The sequence below is a fragment of the Streptomyces sp. NPDC007189 genome (assembly GCF_040703635.1).
Lineage (GTDB): Bacteria > Actinomycetota > Actinomycetes > Streptomycetales > Streptomycetaceae > Streptomyces.
Genome location: NZ_JBEYEY010000041.1, coordinates 1 through 25315 on the forward strand (window position 1 = coordinate 1; position 25315 = coordinate 25315).

Annotated in this window: 21 protein-coding genes and 5 pseudogenes; 17 read left to right on the top strand and 9 right to left on the bottom strand. The window is 66.9% G+C overall.

Going from position 1 to position 25315, the window contains the following annotated elements; genetic code table 11:
* Window positions 1-158: 158 nt before the first annotated feature.
* The 3 genes and pseudogenes from AB0950_RS39025 to AB0950_RS39035 form a co-directional block, all read left to right on the top strand.
* Window positions 159-330 (top strand): annotated as a pseudogene (locus AB0950_RS39025) (transposase); the annotation flags it as partial.
* A gap of 1051 nt (window positions 331-1381) precedes the next feature.
* Complete coding sequence (locus tag AB0950_RS39030; protein WP_366780640.1) at window positions 1382-2035, top strand: phytanoyl-CoA dioxygenase family protein; 654 nt, start codon at window positions 1382-1384, stop codon at window positions 2033-2035.
* 32 nt (window positions 2036-2067) lie between these two features.
* The gene (locus AB0950_RS39035) at window positions 2068-2496 is read left to right on the top strand and encodes a hypothetical protein (RefSeq protein ID WP_366780642.1); all 429 of its coding nucleotides are present in this window, start codon (window positions 2068-2070) and stop codon (window positions 2494-2496) included.
* 52 nt (window positions 2497-2548) lie between these two features.
* On the opposite strand, the gene AB0950_RS39040 is transcribed toward AB0950_RS39035, so the two are convergent.
* Entirely contained in the window at window positions 2549-3787 is a 1239-nt protein-coding gene (locus tag AB0950_RS39040; protein WP_366780643.1) for an MFS transporter, read from the bottom strand.
* 449 nt (window positions 3788-4236) lie between these two features.
* Here AB0950_RS39040 and AB0950_RS39045 point away from each other — a divergent pair, with 449 nt between their 5' ends.
* From AB0950_RS39045 to AB0950_RS39055, 3 genes are all read left to right on the top strand, one after another.
* A complete protein-coding gene (locus AB0950_RS39045; protein WP_366780644.1) occupies window positions 4237-4845 on the top strand; it encodes a 3'-5' exonuclease in 609 nt (202 codons plus the stop codon).
* A 69-nt stretch (window positions 4846-4914) separates the two neighbouring features.
* Window positions 4915-5181 carry a hypothetical protein gene (locus tag AB0950_RS39050; protein ID WP_366780660.1) on the top strand — a complete coding sequence of 89 codons (267 nt, stop codon included), beginning with the start codon at window positions 4915-4917 and terminating at the stop codon, window positions 5179-5181.
* Window positions 5182-5270: 89 nt separating this feature from the next.
* Window positions 5271-5462 carry a DUF6207 family protein gene (locus AB0950_RS39055; protein ID WP_366780645.1) on the top strand — a complete coding sequence of 64 codons (192 nt, stop codon included), beginning with the start codon at window positions 5271-5273 and terminating at the stop codon, window positions 5460-5462.
* A 272-nt stretch (window positions 5463-5734) separates the two neighbouring features.
* Here the strand turns inward: AB0950_RS39055 and AB0950_RS39060 are convergent, their stop codons facing one another.
* Window positions 5735-5893 (bottom strand): hypothetical protein, encoded by a 159-nt coding sequence (locus AB0950_RS39060; RefSeq protein WP_366780646.1) that lies wholly within the window; start codon window positions 5891-5893, stop codon window positions 5735-5737.
* A 494-nt stretch (window positions 5894-6387) separates the two neighbouring features.
* On the opposite strand from AB0950_RS39060, the gene AB0950_RS39065 reads away from it, so the two are divergent.
* From AB0950_RS39065 to AB0950_RS39095, 7 genes are all read left to right on the top strand, one after another.
* A complete protein-coding gene (locus AB0950_RS39065; protein ID WP_366780647.1) occupies window positions 6388-6741 on the top strand; it encodes a hypothetical protein in 354 nt (117 codons plus the stop codon).
* On the top strand, window positions 6719-7693 hold the full coding sequence (locus tag AB0950_RS39070) for a hypothetical protein (protein ID WP_366780648.1): 975 nt from the start codon (window positions 6719-6721) through the stop codon (window positions 7691-7693). Before AB0950_RS39065 ends, AB0950_RS39070 begins: the two co-directional genes overlap by 23 nt.
* The gene (locus AB0950_RS39075; protein ID WP_366780649.1) at window positions 7686-9134 is read left to right on the top strand and encodes a peptidoglycan-binding protein; all 1449 of its coding nucleotides are present in this window, start codon (window positions 7686-7688) and stop codon (window positions 9132-9134) included. The genes AB0950_RS39070 and AB0950_RS39075 overlap by 8 nt, the downstream gene beginning before the upstream one ends.
* Window positions 9131-9820, top strand: coding sequence for an ABC transporter ATP-binding protein (locus AB0950_RS39080; protein WP_366780650.1), 690 nt, complete (start codon window positions 9131-9133; stop codon window positions 9818-9820). The genes AB0950_RS39075 and AB0950_RS39080 overlap by 4 nt, the downstream gene beginning before the upstream one ends.
* Window positions 9817-11085 carry an ABC transporter permease gene (locus AB0950_RS39085; protein WP_366780651.1) on the top strand — a complete coding sequence of 423 codons (1269 nt, stop codon included), beginning with the start codon at window positions 9817-9819 and terminating at the stop codon, window positions 11083-11085. Before AB0950_RS39080 ends, AB0950_RS39085 begins: the two co-directional genes overlap by 4 nt.
* A gap of 30 nt (window positions 11086-11115) precedes the next feature.
* Window positions 11116-12654, top strand: a complete 1539-nt coding sequence (locus AB0950_RS39090) for a penicillin-binding transpeptidase domain-containing protein (protein WP_366780652.1) — start codon at window positions 11116-11118, stop codon at window positions 12652-12654.
* A 112-nt stretch (window positions 12655-12766) separates the two neighbouring features.
* Window positions 12767-17206 carry a Tat pathway signal protein gene (locus AB0950_RS39095; protein WP_366780653.1) on the top strand — a complete coding sequence of 1480 codons (4440 nt, stop codon included), beginning with the start codon at window positions 12767-12769 and terminating at the stop codon, window positions 17204-17206.
* Window positions 17207-17275: 69 nt separating this feature from the next.
* Here the strand turns inward: AB0950_RS39095 and AB0950_RS39100 are convergent, their stop codons facing one another.
* Window positions 17276-17884 carry an SMI1/KNR4 family protein gene (locus tag AB0950_RS39100; protein ID WP_366780654.1) on the bottom strand — a complete coding sequence of 203 codons (609 nt, stop codon included), beginning with the start codon at window positions 17882-17884 and terminating at the stop codon, window positions 17276-17278.
* 621 nt (window positions 17885-18505) lie between these two features.
* Between AB0950_RS39100 and AB0950_RS39105 the strand changes: the two are divergent.
* A pseudogene (locus AB0950_RS39105) lies at window positions 18506-18700 on the top strand (transposase); the annotation flags it as partial.
* Between the two features lie 64 nt (window positions 18701-18764).
* Here AB0950_RS39105 and AB0950_RS39110 read toward each other — a convergent pair.
* From AB0950_RS39110 to istA, 3 genes and pseudogenes are all read right to left on the bottom strand, one after another.
* Window positions 18765-19481: pseudogene (locus tag AB0950_RS39110) on the bottom strand (transposase); the annotation flags it as partial.
* A gap of 46 nt (window positions 19482-19527) precedes the next feature.
* Window positions 19528-20298, bottom strand: a complete 771-nt coding sequence (gene istB / locus AB0950_RS39115; protein WP_360576551.1) for an IS21-like element helper ATPase IstB — start codon at window positions 20296-20298, stop codon at window positions 19528-19530.
* Window positions 20295-21713 (bottom strand): IS21 family transposase, encoded by a 1419-nt coding sequence (gene istA / locus AB0950_RS39120; protein WP_366780655.1) that lies wholly within the window; start codon window positions 21711-21713, stop codon window positions 20295-20297. The genes istB and istA overlap by 4 nt, the downstream gene beginning before the upstream one ends.
* A 990-nt stretch (window positions 21714-22703) precedes the next feature.
* Here istA and AB0950_RS39125 point away from each other — a divergent pair.
* Complete coding sequence (locus AB0950_RS39125; protein ID WP_366780656.1) at window positions 22704-22883, top strand: hypothetical protein; 180 nt, start codon at window positions 22704-22706, stop codon at window positions 22881-22883.
* Window positions 22884-22973: 90 nt separating this feature from the next.
* On the opposite strand, the gene AB0950_RS39130 is transcribed toward AB0950_RS39125, so the two are convergent.
* Together AB0950_RS39130 and AB0950_RS39135 are read right to left on the bottom strand one after the other, a co-directional pair.
* A complete protein-coding gene (locus tag AB0950_RS39130) occupies window positions 22974-23216 on the bottom strand; it encodes a hypothetical protein (protein WP_366780657.1) in 243 nt (80 codons plus the stop codon).
* Between the two features lie 8 nt (window positions 23217-23224).
* Entirely contained in the window at window positions 23225-23500 is a 276-nt protein-coding gene (locus tag AB0950_RS39135) for a hypothetical protein (protein ID WP_366780658.1), read from the bottom strand.
* Window positions 23501-23707: 207 nt separating this feature from the next.
* Between AB0950_RS39135 and AB0950_RS39140 the strand changes: the two are divergent.
* A pseudogene (locus AB0950_RS39140) lies at window positions 23708-23815 on the top strand (IS3 family transposase); the annotation flags it as partial.
* A 136-nt stretch (window positions 23816-23951) separates the two neighbouring features.
* Window positions 23952-24044, top strand: a pseudogene (locus tag AB0950_RS39145) (IS5/IS1182 family transposase); the annotation flags it as partial.
* 618 nt (window positions 24045-24662) lie between these two features.
* Here the strand turns inward: AB0950_RS39145 and AB0950_RS39150 are convergent.
* A partial coding sequence (locus AB0950_RS39150; protein ID WP_366780659.1) for a hypothetical protein occupies window positions 24663-25315 on the bottom strand: 653 nt, incomplete at its 5' end.

The following is a 25315-nucleotide window of genomic DNA, read 5'->3' on the forward strand; positions in this document are numbered from 1 at the left end:
GGTATTTGCGTGGTGCTGGCACTGCTCGTGGTTCTCCTTCGGGCCAGGATCATAAGCCTGGCTTCAGGGACTCCACGAATCCGGGGTCAGCTCAGGGCGGCCTTCGTCTGATCATGTGCTCCGACCAAGGTGCACTGATCAAGACGAAGGCCGTGAGGGTGAGTCTGCTGTCTGACGCCGGTCCCGGGGGGGGCGTTCGCGAAAGCGTCACGCTTCCGGGACGACTTATTCGACTGCCTGACCGCGCGCGGTGACGAACTGTTCGAGCTGGTAGACGCGTTGCTGTGTGCGGACGGGCCGGTAAGGGCGCCGGTGGACCTGACTCTGATGACACTCGTTCGGCTGGCGGTGGCGTGTGCGGCTCTCGAAGCCCGTTGCGCGTGCAGGATGGGGCCATGGCAGCCGGCCTGAGCTGTGATGACGCCTGGCTCCTCAATGGTGATCAGCAGATCGCCGTGGATCGGCAAAGGAGGTGCCCGCATCTGCGGGTGATAACTCAGTTATCCCCCGGGCCCGCATCCCGGCGAGCGTCGTGGTAGTGCCTCGACGTCCGAGTTGATCAAGTACTGGAAGGTGTGGATCAGGCGCTGCGCGCCGTCCTGGACCTGTAGCCCGACCATCTGCCACTGCGGAACCACGGGGGCCGGTTTCCCACTCCGGTGAAACCGGCAGCCCGCAGCCGTGTGCACGCTGTGATGCGTAAAGCGGATGTTTGGGGCATATGATGGTCAGCGCGCATGAGTGATCCAGCGGCGGTGCGGCAGGCGAGGGCCGTGCCGCCGTGCGCTTTGCCGACGGCCGGCAGACAGTCCGCGCGGGCCCTGCCGAGGTGCACGAGCTGGGCGAAGCCGAATTTCGACGTGCACCGCGATGGCCGTCTGCACGCCCTGGCAGCAAGGTGATTCGGTCCAGTTCGATCGGGTGGTTTCGCTGGCCGGGGTTGGGTGGTGGTGGCGGTAGTTTTGGCGCCTCGGTGGACCTCCGTCGGCGTGCCCTGATAGCGCCTCTGTGTGTCAAGCTGCGGTTGCGAAATGGCTGCGGCTGGCCTTCTGAGCGGAAAGGCCGGCCGCAGCCGGGACGAGCCGACCGCCGGCGGGGAGGTACTAGCCAGTCCGCGCCAGCCCCACCCCGCCCTCGCTACGCCGCGCCCAAGGCCTGCGCCGCCCAGTCGAGTCCGAGGCCGGCGAGCCGCTGAAGCTGCTCGGTGTTCAGCTTGGCGCGCCTGGTCTTGGTGTTGGCCAGGCGCTCTCTCCCATGAGTGCGTAAATCTTGGTGGGGGCTGGCCCGTTGGCAGAGCACGGTGTCTTGACGTCCTGATGTAAGGAGGGGGACTCTCCTGTGCGGAAGCGGGCACAGGCAGCGTCGGCAGCCGAGGGGTGTCATGAGCGAGGCAGCGTTATGTACCCAGCGCTATACCAGGACCGGATTTGACTTCTTCGGGCCTTGGGCCGAGCCGAGCGAGGTACGGGCACTGCAGAATCTGCTGGACGCTCATCCGCCGGTTGTGAAGAATCCGCACCTCGCGATACCCGAGATCAGTCGCATCGTTGCCGCCGGCGTCATCAGGAAGGCTGTGTCCCAGCTCATCGGCAGCGAGCTGTGGGTGGAGAACACCTTTCTGATCAGCAAACCGCCCGGTGAGATGCAGGTTCCGCCGCATCAGGACGGTGTCAACAGCCGTCTCATCCTCGATCCTGGCCGATCGGTGACGGCCTGGCTGGCGATCACTCCCGCCACCGTGGAGACGGGCTGTGTCTTCGTCGCCCCCGCGTCACACCGTCATGGATATTTGCCCACGAAGACGGCAGACCTGCCTGGCCGCCCCCTGACCATCGACGGCCCGGTCCCGCAGGACTGGGTGGCCGCTCTCATCCCGGCAGGGCACGGGCTCCTCATGGACAGCCGACTGATCCATTACAGCCCGCCCAATGCCAGTGCCAGCCCGCGCATCGGGCTCAACGTCCGCTACGTGGCACCGGGCGGCATCACCATGCGCGATGGCAGCGCGCCCACACACCTCACCCGGATCCAGTGAAAGCCCAGCCCACACAACGGAGGGATTCACGCATGTCCACGCTCGCCATGTTCGACACCGGTGTGGAGCCGGTGACCCGCATCCGCGTCCTGAGCGGCAGTGATGCCGAACGCCGCGAGGACGAAAAGCCGATCGCCTTCTCCGACTGCCGCTACTACTGCCCGGACGAGGCCACCGTCCGCAAGGTCGTCGAGGCCCTGCGGGAGTCCGACGAGCGTCTGCGTTCCCGGCCCGAGGAACTGATGCTCTGGGAATGGGAGGCAACCTTCTTCGAAGCCGAACAGGGCAACCCCAACGGCGGCGGCACGATCCTCCTCGGCGTCGCCTGGTACGACGAGGACTTCTACAATGAACGCAAGGGCGCCTGGTTCGGCACCATGCACCGACGGATCTACCAGCAACTCGGCGTCCCGATGGAGAACATCACCGTGACCCACTGGCGCGCCGACAACGCCGCCTGACACCGCCCCATGTGCCGGCCCGGCCTCGGGCCGGCACACGCCGGCGCCCCCTTCAGGCCGCTTCGGACGCCGCGACGTCCGGCTGGGCGTCGGACCGGCGTGCCCAGGTCAGCACGGCAGCGGCATACAGGGTCACAGCCAGCCCCGTGACGGCGAACGCTGTGCGGGGGGCGACCTGCACATACAGCGGAACCAGCAGCATGCTCAGCGTTCCCGCGGCGCGGATGAGCATCTGGTCGGTGGCCAGGACCGACAGGCGCTCGGCTTCTTCGAAGCGATCGGCGAGGAAGGTGCTCAGCGACACCCCCGCCAGGGGCGCGACCATGCCCGAGCAGGCAGCCAGCAGCCACAGCATCCACAGCGACTGTGTTGCTCCCATCACGGCCATCACCAGTCCCTGGGCGCCCCAGGAGACGCAGTACGCGGTCATCATCCGCGAGCTCAGGCGCACGTTGCCCGTACTGAGGTTGCCCACGAGCGCCCCGGTCGCGGTGACGGCCGCGACCATGCCGTAGGCGCCGGCTCCGGCATGGAACTGCGTGGTGATCAGGATCGGCATGCCGATCGCCGGAGCAGACGCCGCGAAGATGCCCAGCGCGTGCAGCGAGAGTGCTGCGGCGACCACCGGTTGCCGGCGCAGCAGCGGCCGGACGGCCGGCAGCGATGACGCGCGCCTGGCCGCCTGGGTGCCGGAGGGACGCGACAAAGTCGATGCACGGCCGATCAGAAAGAGTGCAGCCGAGGACACGAGGAAACCTGCTGCTGTCAGCAGATACAGGTCCACCTCGCGCAGGATAACGAGCAGAGCTCCGACCGAACCGGGCCCGGCGATCCGCGCGATCCGCACCGTCAGGTCGAACAGCCCCATGAGCGCCTGATAGTGCTCTTTCTCCACCAGCCGCGGAAGCAACCCGGGCAGCACCGGATCGAACATGGCTCCAAGACAGCCGAGCACCACGGCCACCAACAGCAGCCACAGCGTTCTCGCCCCGGGAAGGCCCACCCACAACAGGGGCAGCGATCCAGCCGCCGCCGCGCGGGCGATCTCCACCACCGCCAGGCGCCGCAGCGATGCCATGGCTCCCAGCAGCCGACGCCCGAGCCAGCCCATCAGCACGTACGGAACAGACTCCACGACCGCGACCAGCCCCATGAGCACACCGCTGCTCGTGGTCCGCCACATCAGCCACATCACGGCCAGCGCGTACAGACGGCCACCCATGACGGCCAGCACCTGTGAACCCCACAGCCCCGCCACCCGGCCATTACGTAACAGCCGCAAGTAGCTCATACGGACCTCCCCGCTCAAGGACGCGCCGTCCGGCCGCAGCCGGGACGAGCCGACGGCCGGCGGCAAGGTACCAGCCGGTCTGCGCCAACTCCCACCCCGCCGTTCGCTACACGGACCCCAAGGCCTGCACCTGGTCCTGCGGATCAACCGGTGCCATCCGAAACAGCCTGGCCGTCTTTCGGGCAGCGGTGTCCTCCACACCGCGGAGGCCTTCCACAACTGGATGGCGCACGGGCTCCCCCTCACCCCCTTCATCTCCGAGGCCCCTGACCACGCCGTCGCCTGACCTTCCACTCCACCTCGGCCATCTCTTCACCCGCACCGTCGACACCAGAACCGTCCACTTCGTACGGCCCGGCGACACTGACCGGCCGACCTGGGCGGTCTACGACGACACTGGCTACCTCGGCACCGCCCATGCCCAGTTCGACACGGACCGCCACTGGTACGTGCAGTCTCTCCGGGAGGAGCACTTCCGCCTGGATGACGCCATCCGCGCGATGCGCCGGCCAGCCTCCTGGCGGGCACGCCACGAACGCGTCCGACAGTGGGCCCACGGCATCCTCACTGATCCCCGCCTGGTCGTACTCGACGTGCAGACCACCGCGCTCACCGATCCATGGGCCGTGCAGATCGGCCTGACAGACCGCCACGGCAACGTGCTCTTCGACGAACACCTCAACCCGCTCGCTGACATCGCTCCCGCGGCGACAGCGCTGCACGGCATTACAACGCAGCAAGTTGCGACGGCGCCGCCCTTCGCCGTGTTCGTTCCGCTTCTCGCCCAGCTCCTGTATCGCCGCCGCTGCCTTACCTACAACATGGCCTTCGACCGTGGTGTCCTGGAGCGCGAGCTGTACCGGTACTTCGGCAGTACAGTGCAGGCCCGGTCCTGGTTGGGGCAGTGCATCTGGGTGGACGCGATACGGCCGTACGCCGCATGGAAGGGCCTGTGGTCAGCCCATCACCATTCCTACCGCTATCAGCCCCTGGGCAGCAGCTACGAGGCGGTCACCAACTGCCGGCTTCTGTTGAGCACACTCGAGCAGGTCAGGTGACAGGCGGCTAGCTGATCCCGAAGCCGGTGAAGAAGAGCACCGTTTTGAGCCCCCGTGAAAAGTCGGTCACTGGACGGCTCGAAGTGCCTCGGTGCTCAGGGCTCTGGCGCGGACCACAACCACCCGGGTCGGGTGCCGGGCCAGCGTTACGTTGAACTGGTGGGCGGGCCGCTGGACGGGCTGCTGTTCGACATCACCGGCTGGACGCAGGACGAGATCGATACCGGCGTCTCTCTCCAGACCGAGCTGGGGCAGTTTGGCGTTGGCGGACGGGCACAGTACGGCCCGTGCTTCGGCGACCCGGCCCGCTGGGACTGTGGCGGCGACAGTCCCTGATCACCCGCACTCGGTCGGGTGAAGACACTGCTGCGACGGAACCCGCCCCGTGGGCCCGGGCGTAGTGCCGTATACGCCCGATCAACGAGGTGCACGCGGAGGAGGCCAGCCTGGTCGTCGTCGACGTCGTGGCCCCCGACGACACGACCGCACTCGCTTTCCAGCAGCTGCTTGCCAGCCGGTGGGCGACGGCGCCCGCACAGCACACGAGAGGGGACGTAGGCCAGCCTGGTGTACGGCTGCGCTGCTTCCTGGACCTGCGTCAGCCGCTCGACTCGTAAGCAGGTGGCGCCGGCCTACTTCTTCCGGATGCTGCCATTAGAGATCCAGTGGACCAGGATCGCGGCTGTGTGCACGGCCGTTTCCGCAGCCTCCTGGGTCACGGGAGCGCTGGTGGGTCCTCCCTCATGACGGTCCCGCTGGCCGGCGGTGGCCCTGGTATGCCGCTGCTCCGAGCGCGGCGAGGACGCGGCCGGCAGCGACGGCGGTGATGGAGGATCCGGAGGCTTGCACGACGCCGCCGCCGGCATCAGCCTGTCGACGGCCGCCGCGATCACGTCCGGGTCAGGTCCGCGGTGACCGGCTGAGCCTTAGCCACCGTGGCACCGTCGGCGCACCAGGTGCGACGGCTCTGCCAGGGGCCGGTGCGCTCCTTGCTGAAGGTGTGGGCGTCTGATCGTTTCGTCAGCGCCAGCTCGCCTCCTGGATTCACCAAAGAAAATCATAGGCACAGTCAAGACTTCACCAGTTTCTTACCGAACTGCAAGTAGAGCCGCCGTGCCGGTCCTGTCCGTCAACTGCCCTTCACTTGACGAGATTTGATGAACCGTCGGCCAGGGGCCAAGAGTCGTGGAAGTGGAGTCCCGGCCTCCTTACGGATGTGAAGGAGCCTTGTGGGGCCTGTGTGTTCCGTGTCTAATGATCAGGCGCGTCCACAGTGGACTAGACCAGTCATGTTCGTGGTTGTGGACGCGGATTAAAGCGGGGGAAGTGCTTTTTGTGTTCATCGCCTTGGCCCCCGCATGTCCTGTTTTGACATGAGGGGGGCTTATGCGTCTCAGAAAGTTCGGTGTCGTCGCTGCTGCGCTGGCGACCGCTGGATCGGCTGTTCTGTTCGGGTCTGGTTCAGCGTCCGCGGACATCATCGGCACGAAGTACATCAGTGACAACTGTGTCATCGATGGCTGTACCGAGGGTGACCTGTTCATGAATTACCACTCGGTTTCCACGTCCGGGGAAGGTAACCCGTCGGGCAGCTTCGCCTCATTTTATGGAGACGTCTACAGCCAGGACTATGAGGACGTGCCGGCCAGGGGTACGGACGTCTTCTACCGGTACGTGTTCGTCTTCGCCTCGGGCGAGGGTGATGGGTCAGGCCAGCATGTGAAGAACAACGCGGCCTCGGCCAACAACTGCTCCACCGACAACGGATACCGCGTGTACTACAACACCGGTTACCTCGGGCACTCGCAGTCCATCCCGCACTACTACGGCTGCGGATCCAGCACCAACCTCGACTCCACGCTGAAGAACAACAATGCCTCTTCCCACTTCGCATAAGCGGGCGCGGGCGCGCCGGCTCGCGGCCCTGGCCGCGGTCGGCGCGGCCGTCGTGCTGACATCCTGTTCGTCGCCGCCGTCTGCGCCCTCGTCGCCGAGCGCCACGCCCAGCGGGCCGTCCGCGGCCGGGGTCGACACTTCGAAGTGGCCAAAGGCAGTCGTGGACTCGGGGCTGGTCAAGGGGATGACGCTGCCACTGCAGCAGTACATGCAGACGTACCAGGACTCGGTTGTGATCGAGCGTGCGGCCCGGAGCCTGGAGACGCAGTGCATGGCCCGTTACGGGTTCACGGTCACGTTCCCGCCGGCGGGCGTGGACCCGCCGCCGAACGCGGACGACTCGAACATGCCGCGGCGGTACGGCATCAGCGATCCCGCGACGTCCGCCAAGTACGGGTACGAGCTGCCGCCGGACCCCACGGAGCATCCGCAGACCCCGAAGCTGTCCCCTGCGGGAATCGCCGTGCTGACCGGGCGCACGGCACTGAACCCGCGGGCGGAGAAGGCACCGTCTACATACCAGGGCAAAAAAGTCCCCGAGGGTGGCTGCCAGCAGGAGGCGTTCGACAGCCTCGGGGCCCGCATCGACTTCACGCTGCCGTCCCATCTGGATCACGACAGCCTGGTGAAGTCGCAGGAGGACCCCCGGGTGCAGAAGGCCCTGACGGCGTGGTCGGCATGCATGAAGTCCAAGGGATATACGGTGGCCGATCCGTACGCGGCAGTCGATCTTGCTCCCCCCAGCAGCAGTGGAACTGCGTCGCAGGAGGAAATCACTGTCGCCCTGGCGGACATCGACTGCAAGAAGAAGACGGATCTGGTGCGTATCTGGCACGGCGTCGACGCGGCGATTCAGCAGCGGCAGGTCGAGCAGAACCAGCTCGCCCTGCAGCAGTTGAAGGAGAAGAACTCCAGGGCGGTCAAGGCCGCTGAGGCGGCGCTTCGTGGCTGAGGCACCGAGCAGCGCGACGGAGGCGGACGACGACTCGTCGTCCGCCGGTCGAGGGCTGGCCCGGCGTCGTCGGGTCCTGAGTATTGCGGTGGTCTCGGCCATCGTCGTGTCCGGGCTCGGGCTCGGGGCGTCCCAGGTCATCAAGTCACCTGCGCAGGCTGCCGCCGACACGGCGCCTCCGCAGCCCAGCGTTCTGACTGCTTCTGTGGAGCGGCGTGTGCTGCGGGACTCGGTGATCATTCGTGGCACGGTGGCCGCCTCGCAGACCGTGCAGATCGCACCGTCGGGCTCGGGAGGAGAAGGCGCCGGGTCACCGGTGATCACGAAGGTCAATGTGCGGGCGGGGGATACCCTCCGCCCCGGTCGCTCCCTGCTCGAGGTATCCGGCCGTCCCGTTATCGCTCTGCAGGGAGCGCTGCCGGTCTACCGGGACCTCAAGCCGGGCACGGAGGGCGACGACGTCGCTCAGCTGCAGAAGGCGCTGGCGGGCTCGGGGCACCCGGTGTCGGGCGACCGTACCGGGTTCTTCGGACCGGGCACCAAGTCGGCGCTGAATGCCCTGTACCGCAGCCTGGGTTACGATCCGCTGCCCGCCGTCCCGGACAGCGAGGACACGGTGGCGAGTGCACAGGACGCGGTGACCGAAGCCCGCCGCCACCTGCAGGACGTTCAGTCCGGCGGACGCAGCGACACCGCCGCAGGCCCGGACGGCAAGACCGGGGCCGACGGCGCGAACGGCGACCGGTCGGTGGAGGTGAGCCGCGCGCGTGAGGACCTGCAGAGGGCCGAGCAGAAACTTGCCGCCGCCAAGGCCAAGAGCGGCCCCATGCTGCCCAGTTCCGAAGTGGTGTATGTGAAGGGTTTCCCCGCGCGGGTGGATGACGTAGCGGCCGGTGTCGGCAGCCAGGTAACCGGTACGGTGATGACGGTCTCGGCCGGTCGGCTTGTCGTGCAGGGCTTCCTCTCCCGCGAGCAGCACACCCTCGTACGGCCCGGGCAGCAGGTCCAGATCCTGTCGGAACTCGACGGCACTACGGCCAAGGCCACCGTGCGGTCCGTGGCGCAAACCGTCACGCACCCCCCGGCCGGCGACCGGGCCCAAGACGGGCGCTCCCCTTCGGCCGACGACACCTCCCAGGGCTTTGCCGTGACCGTGGCACCGGATACGGCGCTCCCCGTGTCGCTGGCCGGACAGGACGTACGGCTGACCATCCAGACCGCCGCTACCAGCAGCAAGGTCCTCGTTGTTCCCGTGACCGCCATCTCCGCGGGCGCCGACGGCTCCACTACGGTGACCGTTGCCGAAGCCGGTGACCGCCGTCGCCGCGTGCCCGTCGTCACCGGCGCTTCCGGCGACGGATACGTGGAGGTCCGCCCGGTACAGGGAGCGCGGCTGGGCATGGGTGAGAAGGTCATCACCGGCATCGGCGGTCCCCAGTGACGGCACCAGTGATCACACTCCGGCAAACGGCGCTCACCTACCCGGGCCCCCCACCAGTCGCGGCGCTTCTTCCCTGTGACCTGAGTGTTCATCAGGGGGACTTCGTCACGGTCGTCGGCCCGTCGGGGTCCGGGAAGTCGACGTTCCTGAACATCGTGGGCCTGCTGGATTCGCCGACCGACGGCCGTTACCTCCTCGACGGGATCGACACCGGCCGTCTGGACGATCCCGCACGATCGGCGCTGCGCGGCCGACGGGTCGGGTTCGTCTTCCAGGCCTTCCATCTGCTGCCGCACCGCAGTGCGCTGGAGAACGTGCAACTCGCCCTCGTCTACCAAAGGGTGTCCCGCAGTGAGCGGGCCGGGCGTGCCCGTGAGGCGCTTCAGAGGGTAGGGCTCGGCCACCGCCTGCACGCGCTTCCCACCACCTTGTCGGGGGGCGAGCGGCAGCGCGTCGCCATCGCCCGCGCCCTGGTGGGCCGGCCCTCCCTGTTGCTGTGCGACGAGCCGACCGGCAACCTGGACACCGCCACTGCCGCCCAGGTCCTCGACCTGCTGGAGGAACTGAACGCGGGCGGGGTCACCGTCGTCGTCATCACCCACGACCCTGTGGTCGCCCGACGCGGCACCCGGACCCTGCACATCCGTGACGGGGTCCTCAGCGAGTCGGCAGTGATGCCGTCATGAGGTCCGCCACCCTTCTGTCCCTGCGACGCCGGCTCGTCCACTCAGGTGAGGGCACGGCGGAGAAGTCCCGGTTCCACTGGCGCGACGCGGTGTCGGAGTCGACCGCGGGCGTCCTGCAGCGGCCGGCCCGGGCCGCGCTGACGGCCTTGGGCACCGTTCTGGGCGTCGGGGCGTTCGTCGCCGTCCTCGGCCTGACGGCCACGGCGACCTCGCAGATCGACGGCCGCTTCTCCCGGCTGACCGCCACCGAGGTCACCGTGCACGACGTCGCCCGCGAGCACACGGACTTCGAACCGCTCGCCTTCTCCGACAACGCCGACCAACGAGTGGAACACCTCAACGGGGTCGAGCACGCCGGCGTGCTGTGGCCGGTGCAGCTCGGCAGGGGCGAGCAGGTGCGCTCCGCGCCCATAGCCGACACCGGCGTCAGCAGCCAGATCCAGGTCGTGGCCGCATCCTCAGGCGCAGTCGAGGCCGCAGAACCCGAACTGCGCCAGGGCCGGCTGTTCGACCGCTGGCACGACCGCACCCGACAACACGTCGCCCTGATCGGCGTCGGCATGGCGAACAAACTCGGCATCACCACCCTGGACACCCAGCCCGCGATCTTCATCGGCGACCAGGCGTTCACCGTCATCGGCATCCTCGGCGACGTACACCGCAGAGCCGACCTGCTGCTCTCGGTCATCGTCCCCCGCACCACGGCCCAGGCACTGTGGGGGCCGCCCAAGGACGGAGCCGACATGCTCGTCTCCACCCGGGTGGGAGCCGCCCAGCAAGTGGCCCGCGAGGCCCCCACCGCGCTGCGCCCCGACCATCCCGAATACCTGGAAGCCGTGCCGCCGCCCGACCCAAGGGGTCTGCGCAGCGGCGTGAACCATGACCTCGGCCAGCTGTTCCTGCTCCTGGCCTGCGTGTGCCTGGTCATCGGTGCGGTCGGCATCACCAACACCACACTCGTGGCCGTCATGGAACGCACCGGCGAGATCGGACTGCGCCGCGCCCTCGGGGCACGCGCCCGGCACGTCCTCACTCAATTCCTCACCGAGTCAGCGGTATTGGGCACGCTCGGTGGGCTGATCGGCACCTCGCTCGGTGTCCTGGCGGTGGTAGGTGTCGCCACCGTCCGGGACTGGACCCCGGTCGTGCAACCCGACACGGTGATCGCCGCCCCGTTGATCGGTCTGGCCACCGGACTGCTGGCCGGGCTGTATCCGGCCTGGCGAGCCGCCCGCATCCAGCCTGTAGAAGCCCTCCGCCGCTGACCCGCGCCCTCCCCCCACTCAAGGAAGCCGATGCGCATCCATCGCCGCCCCACCACTGCCTTGATACTTTCGGCCGCCCTCCTGTGCGGCACGGCCGCCTGCGACGTCCACAAGGACACCCCCGCATCGGATGAGGTGACCGGCACCGCTCACGCGTTCCTGTCCGCGTGGCAGAAGGGTGACCTGGACAAAGCCGCCCGGCTGACCACGAACCCCAGCCAGGCCCGGACCGAGCTGGCCGCCTACCGAGACACGACCGGTGTCACCTCGCTTTCACTTGCCCCCGAGAGCACCAGCGGTGACACCGTGCCCTTCAAAGCCACGGCCCGGCTCTCGTACTTCGGCAGCCACGCAACCTGGAAGTACACCTCCACGCTGTCCGTGGTCAGGGACGACTCCACCGGCCGCCCTCGTGTCTCCTGGCACAGTGAAGTGATCAACCCGGCCCTGCCCGACGGCGGAGGCTACACCCTGCAACCGTTCTCCGGTTCAGGTACCGCCGTCACCACCGACCGCCACGGCAGACAGCTGACCACCCACGACCACCCAGGCCTGAGACAGATTCTGACGCAACTGCAAAAGCGCTACGCCGACACAGGCCAAGGGGCCCTGGGCATACGGCTCTCCTCCGCAGGCGACGGCGGCGGCGGACGCATCGTCGCCACCCTGAAGGGGGGAAAGAGAGCGCAGGTCCCCACGCGGCTGGACGCAGCGGTGCAGCAGGCCGTGGACACGGCGGCCTTCAAGTATCCGGGCGCATCCGTGGTGGTCATCCGTCCCAGCACCGGCGACGTGCTGGCCGCCCGCACCACCGGCACTGACTCCGACCCCACATTGGAGGGCGTACAGGCTCCGGGTCAGGTCTTCGAACTGGTCACCACCGCAGCCCTCCTGGACCAGGGCACCGTTACCCCCGCCACGCCTGTCGGCTGTCCCGCCAGTGCCGCCTACGGCGGTCAGACCTTCACCAATCCCGACAACTTCAGTGCGCAGGACGCCACGTTCACCGACGTGTTCACCCACGCCTGCGACACCGGCTTCGTCCGGCTCGCCGGCAAACTGACCGGCCACGACCTTGCCTCTGAGGCTCGTGACGTATTCGGCCTGGGTCTTGACTGGCACACCGGACTCACCACCGCCGACGGCGCCGTACCCGAACTCGACGGCGCCGACAAAGCCGCCGCAGCCATCGGCCGGGGCGAGGTCCGCCTCAACACGCTGAACCTCGCCTCCCTCACCGCCACCATCCAAAGCGGATCCTTCCGGCAGCCGCTCTTCGTCGATCCAAAGATCAGCGGCAAAGCCCCGGCCCAAACCCCCCGCACCCTGCCCAGCCATGTCGCGGACGAGCTGCGGACGCTGATGCGTGCCTACGCCGGTGCCTCCGGCGTCAACGGTGCCGCGTTCGGAGGAGTCGCCGACCAGTTCGCCGACAGCGACCAACCCATCATGGGCTGGTTCACCGCCTACCGCGGCGACCTTGCCGTCGCGGTCACCGTTCCTGAGACGTCGCACCGGCCAGAGACCGCCAAGGCCGTCGTCCGCGCGGTCCTCGACGCCACCGGCTGAATCGCCCCTGAAAAGCTCCCGCCCGGCCCTCAGATCCTCGCAAGGGCCGTGGGCGGGCCGAGTCGCGCCCAAAAGGGCACGGAAACTCAACGAGAAACGGGAAGAATCTCTCTTGAGACCCAAACCACGAACACGCGCGCGCTGGGCCGCCCTGGTGACCTGCGCAGCGCTGACCGGCACCTTCATACAAACCACCACAGCCCTCGCCTCGCCCCGCACCCAGCCCGCCGAGAGCCACGGCAAGCCGGCACCGTCCGCAGGGGTCGCGGACCCGGACAAGAAGCTCGGCAAGGGCTGGCGAACCAGCAAGGACCGTGCCGTGACCGCGGCCGCGGACAGCGACGGTCTGCGCATCCTCGTCGCCGACAGTTCCAAGGCGTACGCCTGGAAGACGGCGGCTAGCCTGAGCGAGCCGGGCATGCCCGCGGACTCGTGGATCGGCAACCAGTGCGTGATCGACCACGACCACGCCGCCGTCGTCTACGCGCCCCGTACCTTCACCAACAAGCCGGACCTGATGCAGGGCGGTGCCTTCGCAGCGATCGTGAACCTGAGCTCCGGTCAGGTCACGAAGCTGCCGTTCACCGCGTCGCTGGCCTACTTCGACCCGTCCTGCAACCCGCAGACACACACAGCCGCGTTCACCGCGTTCCGCGGAATGAATGATCCGGCCGCGACCTGGACTCGCGTCGTGACCGTCAACACCGCCGGCAAGACGCTGAGCATGTCGGCCACCAAGGGCGAAGTCACCAGCGCCGTGCCCGTCAAGGACGGTGCGATCGGCGCGCTGGGCCGTCATCTGATTCACCTCGACCGCAAGGGCAAGGTCAAGGACCTGCTCACGGCCGGTGGCGTGCCGTTCGACATCCACCCCGTCAACGGCGGGAAGGTCGCCTTCGTCGAGCGCAACGGCAGCAAGCGCGTCCAGGCACGGGTGTGGAGCGCGCAGGGCAAGGCCGCTGTCGTCGCCGGTGGCAAGCTCGGTGACCTCGACCTGGCAGGGGGCGGCTCCGCCCAGGTGTTCCTCGTTGGGCACCCCTCCGGCGCCGCGCACACGCAAGGCAGCGGCATCACCCGGATCAACGCCCCGGTGGACACGGACATCTCCAGCCTGGGCCGGCTCTCCGTCAACCCAGTCCTCGCCCAAGGGCTGCGCGCGGGCGTCGACCGGATCAAGAATGCCGGCAAGGGCTTCACAAAGACCGAGCCCACGGAGCAGCAGACAGCGCAGGCCCCGGGCATGCTGAAAGCCACCCCGGCCATGACGGTGACCTCCACCGTCACGGGCACCGGCACCAAGCTCAGCCAGCAGGTCACGCCCGCGCTGCCGGCCACCGCAGGAAACCAGCTGTCTCCCGCCCTCGCCTCGGTCCACAAGGCGCAAGAGGCGGCCGGCACCGGCTCGGGCAAGCACACCCAACTGGTGCGCACCGAAGTGGCCAACGTGTCGCACGACCCGACCGATCCAGACCGCTGGTGCTCCGTCTCCCGTAACGACGTCAACGCCCAGGCGCTGCAGCCCACACCAAATCAGGTCGAGTGGGCCGTCGACATGGCGGTACGCGGTGACCTGCACGCCGGCTACATCCGCCAGGGCGGTTACCGCAACCAGACCGGGATGGGCAGCATCGACCCGCAGGGGCTGTTCCCCCCGCCCACCCTGACCGGAGGCGGCAGGATACCCGCCAACGTGATGCTCGGCATCATGGCCCAGGAGTCCAACCTGTGGCAGGCCGAATCCGGCGCCATCCCCGGCCAGATGGGCAGCCCGCTCGCAGCCGTGGACGGCTACTACGGGCACCAGATCGACCCCGGTAACCCGGATTCGTACTGGAACATCAACTGGGACAAGTCCGACTGCGGCTACGGCGTCGGGCAGGTCACCGACGGCATGCGTCTCGCCGGGCACGAGAAGCCAGGCGAGACGAGCCTGTCGCCGTCCCTGCAGAAGGCCGTCGCCCTCGACTACGCGACCAACATCGCCGCCTCCATGAAGATCCTCGCCGACAAGTGGAACGAGGTCCACAAGGCCGGGCAGACGATCACGGTCAACAACGACGACTCCTCCTACGTGGAGAACTGGTTCACCGCGGTCTGGAACTACAACCTCGGCTTCAACCCGCCCTCCGAGGCCTCGCAGCACGGCGGGCACTGGGGGCTCGGCTGGTACAACAACCCGGCCAACCCGATCTACAAGAAGAGCTGGGGCCACCCGTTCATGGACACGGACGTGGACGGCACCGAAGCCAACCACGACGCCGCGCACCCGCAGGACTGGCCCTACGAGGAGAAGGTGATGGGCTGGGCCGCCTGGTCCATCGACACCGGCTACTCCTACGCCACCACCGGCCGCCAGGACTGGCCCGGCGAGTCCGGCTTCTCCTCCGCCGGCTTCCGCCCGGCCTGGTGGAACACCACCGCCGTGCGCAGCCAGGTCTCACCGCCGCTGAGCACCTTCTGCAACAGCGACAACAACTGCGACCCGAACACCCCGCCGAACTGCGGCACGCCGGAATGCTACGCACAGTTCTGGTACAACAAGCCCAACGCGACGTGGAAGTCGAACTGCGCCACCGAGTGCGGACACGAGCTGATCAAGTACCAGACGCTGATCCCGGAACCCGGGCGTGGCACCCGCCTCAAGAACGGCACGCCGGTGTGTTCCGGAGCACCTAGCGGCGCACAGGTGGTGGCCTCGGTGCCCAACAACACCGAGACGTACAGCGACTGCGGTCCCGTCACCTCGTCCGGCAGCTTCCAGTTCACGTTCTACGCCGACACCATGGGCACGCACTTCAATGCCAAGGCCGACCTGCATCAGATCGGCGGCGGCTACGGCGGCCACTTCTGGTACGCCCACGCACGCGACGAGAACCATCTCGGCGGCGACGGCGGAAGCATGACCATCGACGGTGACTGGAAGCTGAACTCGGCTATCTCCGGCGGCGGGGCCGAGGTCTACGCACACATCCCGGACACGGGTGCTCAGGTCTCCAACGCCTCCTACAAGATCATCACACCGTTCGGCACCGTCACCAAGACCATCGACCAGGGCGCCCACGAGTCAAACCAGTGGGTGTCCCTGGGCGCCTACAATTTCAAGGACCAGGCGCCGGAGGTGCAGCTGTCCAACTCCACGGCGGACGGCACCGCCGACAAGGACGTGGCCTGGGGGGCGGTCGCCTTCGTGCCTGGCGACTTCAGCGGAATGCCCAAAATCAACTTCCCGGCGGAGAACCCGGACGCTCCGGACGTCGACGACGCTGCCGCTCAAAAGCCCGAAGATGCCCCGGCACCCACGCCGGTAGGCTTTGTCGCCTCCACCGTCAACAACGCCCAGCGCTCCACCAGTGCAGGCGGTGACACCAACACGTGCTCCAAGAGCAGTCACGGCGTCAAGCTCTGCGTCGGCCCCTACAAGCCGTGGAGCAAACTGCCGAAAAGCCCGATCAAGAAGGCCTCACCGAAATCCACCCACAGCCTCACGGCAAGCTCTGAGCCGGTCCCCTGGTGCAAGACCGCTCCCGGATCCGACTTCCAGTACACCCGCACCCAGGGCTGTCTCCGAGGCGGCTACGCCATCAAAGCCACGAACAGTGACGGCGAGGTCATCGGTGGCGGAAACGTCAGGGTCGTCCAGGAGATCTTGCTCAACCCGACCTCAGAGCAGTTCACCACCTGGACGGAGTTCTCCCTGCCCGACCTTGTCGGCGTGCCCTCGGCGACATTGGACACCTACTTCGACGACTGCTGGGCCACGAGCGACTGCACCGCATCCTGGCCGGGCCCCTGGAGCGGCAGCACCACCTGGACAAAGGGGGACACGCACACAGCCTCCCGGACCGACACCTTCAGCTGGAACAAAGTCGCCGGAGGCGAGGCAACGCTGAGCCTGGACTGGAACACCAGCTGGAGCGCACCTGGGTCCACGGCCACAGCGAACAACGAGTGGAAAGACAACGCCTTCCTCATCCGATGCGACAATAAGGTCGGTGGAAACACCGGATGCGTCTTCCCCAAGGTCGCCCCGACCATGTACCTGGAGCGTGCCAAGTACCCGGCCGCTGCCGCTTACTACTGGATTTTGGAGGAGAAGCTGGCATCCCACCCGGGAAGCAAGAAGTACAACAATCCGCTTCACCGCCTCGCGGACGAGGCGGCAGCAAAGGACAACCGCGACAAGATGTGCATGCTCGCGGTAGCCGAATGGAACCCGAACCCGAACGCAATCGGCAGAAGCTGCGACGAGTACCCCTTTGCCAAGTCACGCGAGAGCGGCGGCATGACGCTGGCATCGGGCAAGTCCTGCGTACAGATGTACGCGGTAAAGAACGCCGACGGCACCTACACGCTCAAGCTCGACGAGAACTACGCCTACCCGACATGGAACGAGATCTGCGGACGGGCGGCAATCACGACCTCCCAGAACACGGCGGCCGGCGGTAAGCTCGGCCGGTTCACCACATCCGTGAGACTGTTGGACGGCGACGCATACTACGTCAACACTGGTTACGAGTCCTGCGATCTCAGTCAGGTCTGCGACATCAACTGACCTGAGTAGCAACTGATACAAGCGGCCCGCTGGATCCTTCATCCAGCGGGCCGTCCCATACGCTACGGGTTACCCCTGAGGCGGCCGGACATGCCACTCCAGCATTCGCCCAGCATGCACAGAAGGAACCCGGGGGACAGTGGTTACCGGAGTCCGGGTCTTAACCGATTCGCACAGATCTGCCATCATGAGATCCATACGCGGCCACAACAGCTGATACCCGGGATCACCAAACGACATTTCCCCTATTTCTCCCATATGGTGATACCGATGGTCTACAAACAGCAAATCGCCGGACATGTTCTGGGCGAAAGGAACCCATTGACTGTCGGCGATTCGGCCCACTACCAAGTCCTCTTCGCCCTCCTCGCGGGCATCGTCCACCATCGAGACGAGGTCACGATGGGCTGCCAGAATGCCTTCTACGTCCAACAGGCTGTAACCGAGAAGGAAGGCTCCCGGCTCAGTGCTGGCCCTACGCAGGGTCACGCCGTTATGCAGCCTGAGGATTGTTCTTACGTCCTCGTGGACGGAGAAGCCAAGACCGTTTTCCAGGCGACAAATATCGCTCTCCGAACCTCCCGGAAGCAAGGACCCATAGTCTCCTGGAGCGTACTCGGCGAGCCAGTTCTCGAAACCACGCCACAGTTCGACAAGGCCAGGTATCTCGGTTGCCATGGCTCCTTCTATATCACGTGCAGAGTTTCACGGCCGCTCTCGGATCACGCAGGGCCCGACCCGTCGGGCAACCAGGCGGGCAGGCAGCCCCAGCCGGTCACCCCTGCAGAGGGCACCGATGCCGTTGGAGCCCGAGGACGTGGTGCGCGCAGACTGGGTGGATTGGCGGGGCACCGATCCGAACAGCGGCAACCCGAACTCGTCGGCCTCGAGCGGTCGGGGGCGCCTACCGACCTAGCCAGGTCAGGAAGCGCGTGCGTTCTCTACCGCACTGACCATAGCTGGACGAGTGGGCACTGTTTGGGTTCCAGGTAGAGCCATAGGGCCCAGAGCTAAGCGCGCAAGTCGCTCGGACCGGCTGCAGAGCGTAGTAACTGAATGCGACCAGCGCCACAGCCAGCAGTGTCGACAGCAGGTAGCGGCGGGCTATCGGAGAAGGCATGCCGTGGATCCTACTGATGCTTCACAAGCACCCGGCGAGGCTGAACGGCGGCACCATCAAGATCAGATTCCGGACGGCGAACCGGTGCTCCCAGTGGCTCAGACGTCTCGCAGGTCGAGGTGGGTGAGCAGGTCGTTGAGGTCGTCGGCGAAGGTGTCGAAGTCGTAGCCGTCCCACCCCCCGCCCGAGTCCGCCGGGGGTTCAGGAACCTGCGCCAGAACTTGCCCTGCCCGGCCCGAGCGCCGAAACCCAACCGGCCCGGCCCCGGCAGGCCACCCGGCTCGAAGAGTCGGCACCCCGCCACCCGCTACGACGTGGGCAAAAGGGGCGGGCGGCGCGAGACCATCGCCGAACACGACCAGGTCAGACCATAAAGAACTTCCCAATAGCGGTCGTCAAGGTGCGGCGGGGATCGGGGGGGTGCCCCTATGGGTTTGGTCAACCCGTGGGGGCGGGTTGGGGGTCGTAGAAGGTGCCGTCGCGGAGCATTGCGAAGAGCACGTCGGCTCGGCGTCTTGCGAGGCAGAGGAGGGCCTGGGTGTGGTGCTTTCCCTGGGCGATCTTCTTGTCGTAGTAGGCGCGGGAGGCCGGGTCGGCCAGGGCCGCGAACGCGGAGAGGAAGAAGGCCCGTTTGAGCTGCTTGTTTCCTCTCCGGGAGGGTTGTTCGCCGCGGATCGAGGATCCGGAGCTTCGGGTCGCCGGGGCGAGCCCGGCATAGGCGGCGAGGTGGGCGGCGGACGGGAAACTGCTGCCGTCGCCGACGTCGATGAGGATCCTGGCTCCGGTCCTGACCCCGATCCCGGGCATGGAGGTCAGGACCTTGGAAAGAGGGTGGGCCTCCAGCAGTTCCTCGATCCGGGCGGCGAGGAGTTTGCGCTGGTCGAGCACCGATTTCAGCTGGTTGGCGAGGCTGGGGACGATCAGCGCGGCCGCGTCGGTGCCGGGAACGACGACGGTCTGTTCGTCGAGCGCGGCGAAGACGTCGTTGACCAGGCGCTCGGCCATCCGCGGCGCTTTTGCCCGTATGAGATTGACCAGCCTGCGGCGTCCGGCCTTCCTCAACTGGGCGGGAGAGCCGAACTGGTCAAGCATCAGCAGCACGGCCGGATGCTGGATGCGTGGGCCCAGGACTCGCTCCAGCGAGGGGTGTCGGCGTACGGCCTCTGCTCCCCAGTTGCGTACGGGCGAACGTCCCCAGCTGCTAGGCCACTTCGGTCTCTCGCTCGATGGCCTTGAGGCGGTTCTTCAGCCGGTAGCTCGGGCCGTTGATGGAGATCACGTCGCAGTGGTGGAGGAGCCGGTCGAGGATGGCGGTGGCGAGGACCTCGTCGCCGAAGACCTGGCCCCACTCGCTGAAGGTCTTGTTCGAGGTCAGGATGATCGAGCCCTTCTCGTAGCGCTTGGAGATCACCTGGAAGACAAGGTTCGCCTCGGCCCGTTCGAGGGGCTGGTAGCCGACCTCATCCACGACCAGGACGCTGGGCCGCAGGTAGGTGCCGAGCTTGTTCAAGAGTCGTCCGGCGGCTTCGGCGGTCTTCAGATTGCGGACCATGTCGTCGAGGCTGGTGAAGTAGATCGAGTAGCCGGCCCGGCAGGCCGCGACCGCCAGGGCGACGGCGATGTGCGTCTTGCCGACCCCGGGCGGGCCGAGCAGAGCCGCGTTCGCTTTGGCCTCGACGAAGGAGAGGGTGGCGAGGTCTTTGACCTTGCGCGGGTCGAGGTCGGGCTGGAAGGAGAAGTCGTACTCGTCGAGCGTCTTGTGATGCGGCAGCTTTGACAGCCGCAGGCCCTGGCGGAAGCGGCGGTCGTCGCGGACGGCGAGTTCCTCGGACAGGACCAGGTCGAGGAAGTCGAGGTAGCCCATCTTGGCCTCGTCGGCCCGCCGGATGTACTCGTTGATGGTTTCGGCCAGGTGGGGAAGGCCGAGCTTGGCGGCCGTGGTGCGGATGCGGGTGCTGACCAGCTCGCTCACGATGTTTCCCTCGTGCTCGGGTGGGTGGTGAAGGGGCGGGTGCCGGTCAGCTCGTCATAGACCGACAAGGGACGGCGGCCGACCTCGACCCGAGTGACCGCGGCCCGGTTCAGCAGAGCCTGCAAGGACCCGGCCGACTCCTCGGGAAGTCGCTCGCGTCGAGGCGGGGCGACGCCGTCGCCGGTGGTGACCCGGCGGCCTTGGCCAGTGGGCAGTCCGTCCCAGTGACTCTCGTCGACTACGCGGACCCCGCGGCCGACCGCCCGCGCGTGCATGGCCAGCAGGGTCTCGCCGCCTGCGTCGGGGACGGTGGAATGCAGCATGACCTGGGACCTCGTGGCCCGGACCTCGACCAACTGTCGGGGACGGATCTTGCGGGCGGGCACCGAGTAGAGGTTGCCGCCGAAGGCGACCAGGCAGTCCTTTCCGACCGGCCGCAGATGCCGCTCGGCCACCAGATAGGGGGTGGCCGGCAGCGGCTTGAGGGCCGCGTGGTCGCGGGCCGCCCGCTCGCCGATGACCTCCCGGTAGGTGCGGTGGACCTGGGATCGCCGCTGCGGCACCCAGGCAGCAAAGGCGGCGTCCATCTCCTCGAGGGAGGAGAAAGAACGCCCGGCCAGGACGTGGTCACGGACGATGTCGACCTGCCGCTCGACCCGGCCTTTGCCCTGGGGCCGGTAGGCGGCCAGCACGTCGATGTCGAAGTCGTAGTGGCCGGCGAAGGCGACCGCCTCCGGATGCAGCGGAACCGCCTGACCAGGAGCGACATGCCGGCGCACGACGGTCTTGGTGCGGTCGTAGACGATCGTCATCGGCACCCCGCCGAAATGCGCGAAGGCCCGCCGGTGGCAGTCGAAGAAGGTCTGCAGGTCCTGGCTGGTGGTGAAGCAGCAGAACGGGTCGCGCGAGTACGACAGCGTCATGTGGAAGGAGTAGACCTTCCCGATGCCCATGTGGGCGAGGATCTTGCCCTCATCGCCCCAGTCGACCTGGGCCTGGGCGCCAGGGATCACCTCGAAGCGGCGGTGCATGCCGGCCAGTTCCCGAGGCGTGATGCCGAGTTCCTCCGCGATCCTGGGGCGCGCTTCTTGGACATAGCGCTTGATGCGCTGGTAGTTGCCGGTGAACCCGTAGTCCCTGGCCAGACGCTCGTGGATGACGGTGGCCTTCATCAGGATCTCGGCCCGCAGCATCGAGTCGATCAGCGGCGCGAACTCGTCGACCATCCGCTGCTGGTGCCGTCCGTTCGACGTCCGCCGCGGAGGCGAAGCCGGCCCCTTGGCAGCGAGGTACTTGCGGACCGTCTTGCGGTCCAGCCCGGTTTCCCGGGCGATCTCCGACAGGCTCATCGCCCCGGACTCGAACAGGCCCCGAAACCGCCGCAGTTCCAACCAGCGATGCGGATCCAAAACCATCGTCAGCCGTCCTCTGCCGCCCCACACCGACCAAGCAGCAGAGTGCCCACCACCGATCCTCAGCGCGCCAGAAACTGGCCCCGTTCATCCGTACGTGGCTGGGGACGTTCACGTGTACGCCGACAATGGCGGTATGTTGATCCGAAAGGCCGATGCCGCGTAGGCGTCCGAAGAGGCTGCGCGCGCAGCGTTGGCGGCCCAGAAGAGGTGTCCCGGTTCGCCGAATCCGCGATGTGTCCGCGGCGACTCGCGTAGCGATCCGGAAGTTGGAAGAAGAGCATCTGTGGCCGGGGGCTGTGGCCGCTGCCCTGGCAGAATGCCGGTGGTATCTGGGGGAACCAGGGCGCGTGCTGCCAGATCCGGTGATCGGTTGCGACTGCTGCGATCCTCTGGTGGCCCGCGACCGCCTGGAGGACGTGCTGCTGTGGCTTCCCCGCGGCGCTCGCGCTGACCTCGGCAGGCTCATTGCCAGGTTGGATGCCGAGTTCGACCGCAGGGCCGTCTCCCTCAGCTCTCACCTCATACTGGCAACGCCGTTCAGTGCTTGGGGGTATTGGCGTCAGCGATTCATGGAGAACTGAGGGTCGGGTGGTTCCTCGGCGCTCAGCGCTGAGCGCTCAGCCGGCGGCCTGCTGCTCGGCGCAGGGGCGGGTGGTGGCGAGGCGGTAGGAGTCGGTTCCGGTCTCGATCGACACTCGGGGCTGCGGCAAGGAGACGAGAACGGGCGATGGTGCGGCCGACCCTGACACGTGACGGACGCCGGAAACGGCTGCGGCCGGCCTCCTGAGCGGAAGGGCCGGCCGCAGCCGTCAAAAGCCGGTCAGCGACGGGGTTTCCGCTTGCTCTGTTCGAACCGGTAGGACACGCCGACGGCATGGATATCCCGGTCGACGCGGGGGAGGAGTGAACGGCGCGTCGTCGCCGTAACGGGAGCGGCTCCGTACTCACCGGGGCCCGCTCCAAGTCGGATTGAGCCCCTGTTGGTGCTGCGTGCTGTCCGCCTGGGGCGTCGATGGCGTCTCGTACTGCGTCGATGAAGTCGATGCGGGCCTGGATGAGCTTGCCTCTGGCGGCGATGACTTCGTCGTTGGCCTGGCGGATGCCGATCTCGAAGACAGCAGCGCAGACGGCCGTCCCAGACCGCAACCACCACACCAACAAGCAATGTGAAGATTGAACCGCCCAAGCCGTCACTGCTCTTGCCCGCTGACGTGTCAACGTCTTGTGGGCAGCCCTGCGGGAGGGACAGCGAGACCCCTGTCACGCCAGGCCGATCGCTTCAAGCAGAACCCCGATGACGAAGCCGGCCACCGCATAGATCGATCCTGCTAGCCCGACCCACGCGAACATCAAGATCCCGCGCCGGCGCCACGTCACGTCATCAGAGTCGGGATCTCCTGGCCCTACCCAGAAGGACCTAAACCCCCGCCAGTCCTTGATTAACGCCAGACAGCCGAGCCCGACGAACACAAATACCGTCAAAACCAGCGCTACCAGCCACATTGCGGACCTCACTCCGCCGGTCGTTGCTCAACAGCTTGCCGAACACGCTGGTTGCGAACCAGCCGCGCAGAACCGGTTACCGCGATGCAAGTGGCCACAACATCGAGCCAGGTCATATGGAGGACCGCCGCTGCATAAGCCAGCGCTGCCACAGCCAGACTCAACAGCCCGCCCACTGCCTGGAGCCGCCGCCCCCGGACGCAATTGGTCAGCATCCAACCGCCAGCCACCACGGCGAAAAAGACAAAGCCTACTGTCATTACGCCAGCATAGATCTGGCGCACCGGATGCGGCACCAACTCGGGAGGGTCCTAATGTTCTCTGTCGTTTTGGTACTTACTGATCGTTTCAAAATGACATCGGCGTGTCGGTTCGCGTTGGGTGATCTTCGTCGGCACCCTCTCCAGGGTGTCTGCTGATCTTGTGCCTGATGAACTCTGGGAGCGCATAGCGCCGTTGCTGCCGCTGGGCCTGCGCGCAGGCAACTTCAGCGGCATGGCGTCCGGAAAGTCTGGCGGCAACTACATCGCGAGGGCATGACGGTGGCCCGTTGCTCCGTCGCACGGCTGATGCGGGAACTGGGCCTGGAAGGCGCACGTGGTTTCGATGCGCAGGTACCCACGGGCGCTGCGTTCAGGTCATGAGGCGTAGGGGGTCATGAACGAGCGGGCAGGGAGACCTCACGCTTTACGTCCGCCCGGTGGTGCTGGCGAACGGGCGTCTTCAGTGGCGGTGAAGGTCCTACGGGAGTGCCGTCTCAAGGGGAACGGTGTTCACCAGGCCATACTCGGCATCGCCGGGCTTCACGATCTCGCGCTGACGGGATGAGCTGGCTCTGGTTCACCGTGAAGGTGTCCCGTCCGTCCGGCGTCGTGACTCCGTCTGGCGAAGTGGTGATAGTCACGACTTCGTCGCTGGCCGTCGCCTCGAAGTTGCCCTGGACCTCGCACGCCACCGTGACATTCACCGGGTAGACCGAGTCGGGGGCCAGCTCAGCGAACTGCCCGAAGATCGAGCTCTTGTCGATCAAAGACCAACGTTGGCCCGCAGCGTCAACGAACTGAACCTCTACGATGCCGGGAAACGGCTCGTCATCCACCCAACGAACCGCTTCACAACGCAGCTCAGGCACTCGGGCTCCCGTCCTGGATCGGAACCTCAGGCAACGAGTGCCAGTATGCCTGAGACGTCGGCCCTCGTTGCGGGGCCACCTTGAGCAGTGCCGGCGTTGACGACTCCCACCCGGCAGCACGGTTAACCGGAGCCGATGACCGCCATTCCGGACCCAAGGCCACGCGGCTGCTCAGGCCAGACCCAAGTCGATCCATGGCACGGTGTCGCCCTCGCGCGGCAGGTAGCGTTCGACCAGATTGGTCACCGCAGAGCAGAGCCAGCACACGTGAGTTTGCGACTGGAGCGTTTCGCGGCGCTGTCTGCCGCAGCGCATCATCGCACCAGGGTGGACCGGTTGTCGGCGAAGCGCGCGATTGCTCTCCTTAGCCGCATGGGCTGCACGTCGACACACTCCTGTGATCCTGTGAAGCGGCACAGAACAAAGCCGCCATCATGCTCGGCCAGTCCCCGGAAGGCACGGTTGCCAGCACCCTTCCCGGAGGGCCACAGCACAACGCGGTTGTCGTCGACCATGACACTGCGCACGTCGGACCAGATGATCAGTCGCCTCCGAGACCAGCGGCCTATACGCGTCAAACCATCGGCGTCCACACGGAGGGTGAACCGATCGAGGTGAGGCCCATTCAGAAACAGGTAGTACAGCACACCGATCACCTGCAGTCCGGATAGAGCGGCGAATACGCTGGATACCGCATGTGAAGAGATGCCGCAGGCGTCAAGCCACCTGAAGTCGGCAGCGATCACCATCGCGCTTGCGAGGGCGGCAGCGGTGGTTAGGGTGCCGTGGGTCCGGCCCTGGAGAATGAGGGCTTCTGCATCGTCTTGAACGACGTCATCGTTGCGGTGGATCTCTGTGCTCCAGCGCCGGCCGGCGAAGCGGCGCAGGGCCTCGGTGATCTCCTCGGGCGTGGCCCACAGGCGCCGCAGTCGAAGGACGCGCACGGGTGGGCGGTCAGGCGCCTCCG

What these genes read in the sequence shown, in the direction of transcription:
- AB0950_RS39030 (WP_366780640.1), top strand. Translation starts at nt 1,382, where the DNA reads ATGAGCGAGGCAGCGTTATGTACCCAGCGCTATACCAGGACCGGATTT.
- AB0950_RS39035 (WP_366780642.1), top strand. Translation starts at nt 2,068, where the DNA reads ATGTCCACGCTCGCCATGTTCGACACCGGTGTGGAGCCGGTGACCCGC.
- AB0950_RS39040 (WP_366780643.1), bottom strand. Translation starts at nt 3,787, where the DNA reads ATGAGCTACTTGCGGCTGTTACGTAATGGCCGGGTGGCGGGGCTGTGG.
- AB0950_RS39065 (WP_366780647.1), top strand. Translation starts at nt 6,388, where the DNA reads ATGAATTACCACTCGGTTTCCACGTCCGGGGAAGGTAACCCGTCGGGC.
- AB0950_RS39070 (WP_366780648.1), top strand. Translation starts at nt 6,719, where the DNA reads ATGCCTCTTCCCACTTCGCATAAGCGGGCGCGGGCGCGCCGGCTCGCG.
- AB0950_RS39085 (WP_366780651.1), top strand. Translation starts at nt 9,817, where the DNA reads ATGAGGTCCGCCACCCTTCTGTCCCTGCGACGCCGGCTCGTCCACTCA.
- AB0950_RS39090 (WP_366780652.1), top strand. Translation starts at nt 11,116, where the DNA reads ATGCGCATCCATCGCCGCCCCACCACTGCCTTGATACTTTCGGCCGCC.
- AB0950_RS39100 (WP_366780654.1), bottom strand. Translation starts at nt 17,884, where the DNA reads ATGGCAACCGAGATACCTGGCCTTGTCGAACTGTGGCGTGGTTTCGAG.
- istA (WP_366780655.1), bottom strand. Translation starts at nt 21,713, where the DNA reads ATGGTTTTGGATCCGCATCGCTGGTTGGAACTGCGGCGGTTTCGGGGC.
- AB0950_RS39130 (WP_366780657.1), bottom strand. Translation starts at nt 23,216, where the DNA reads ATGTGGCTGGTAGCGCTGGTTTTGACGGTATTTGTGTTCGTCGGGCTC.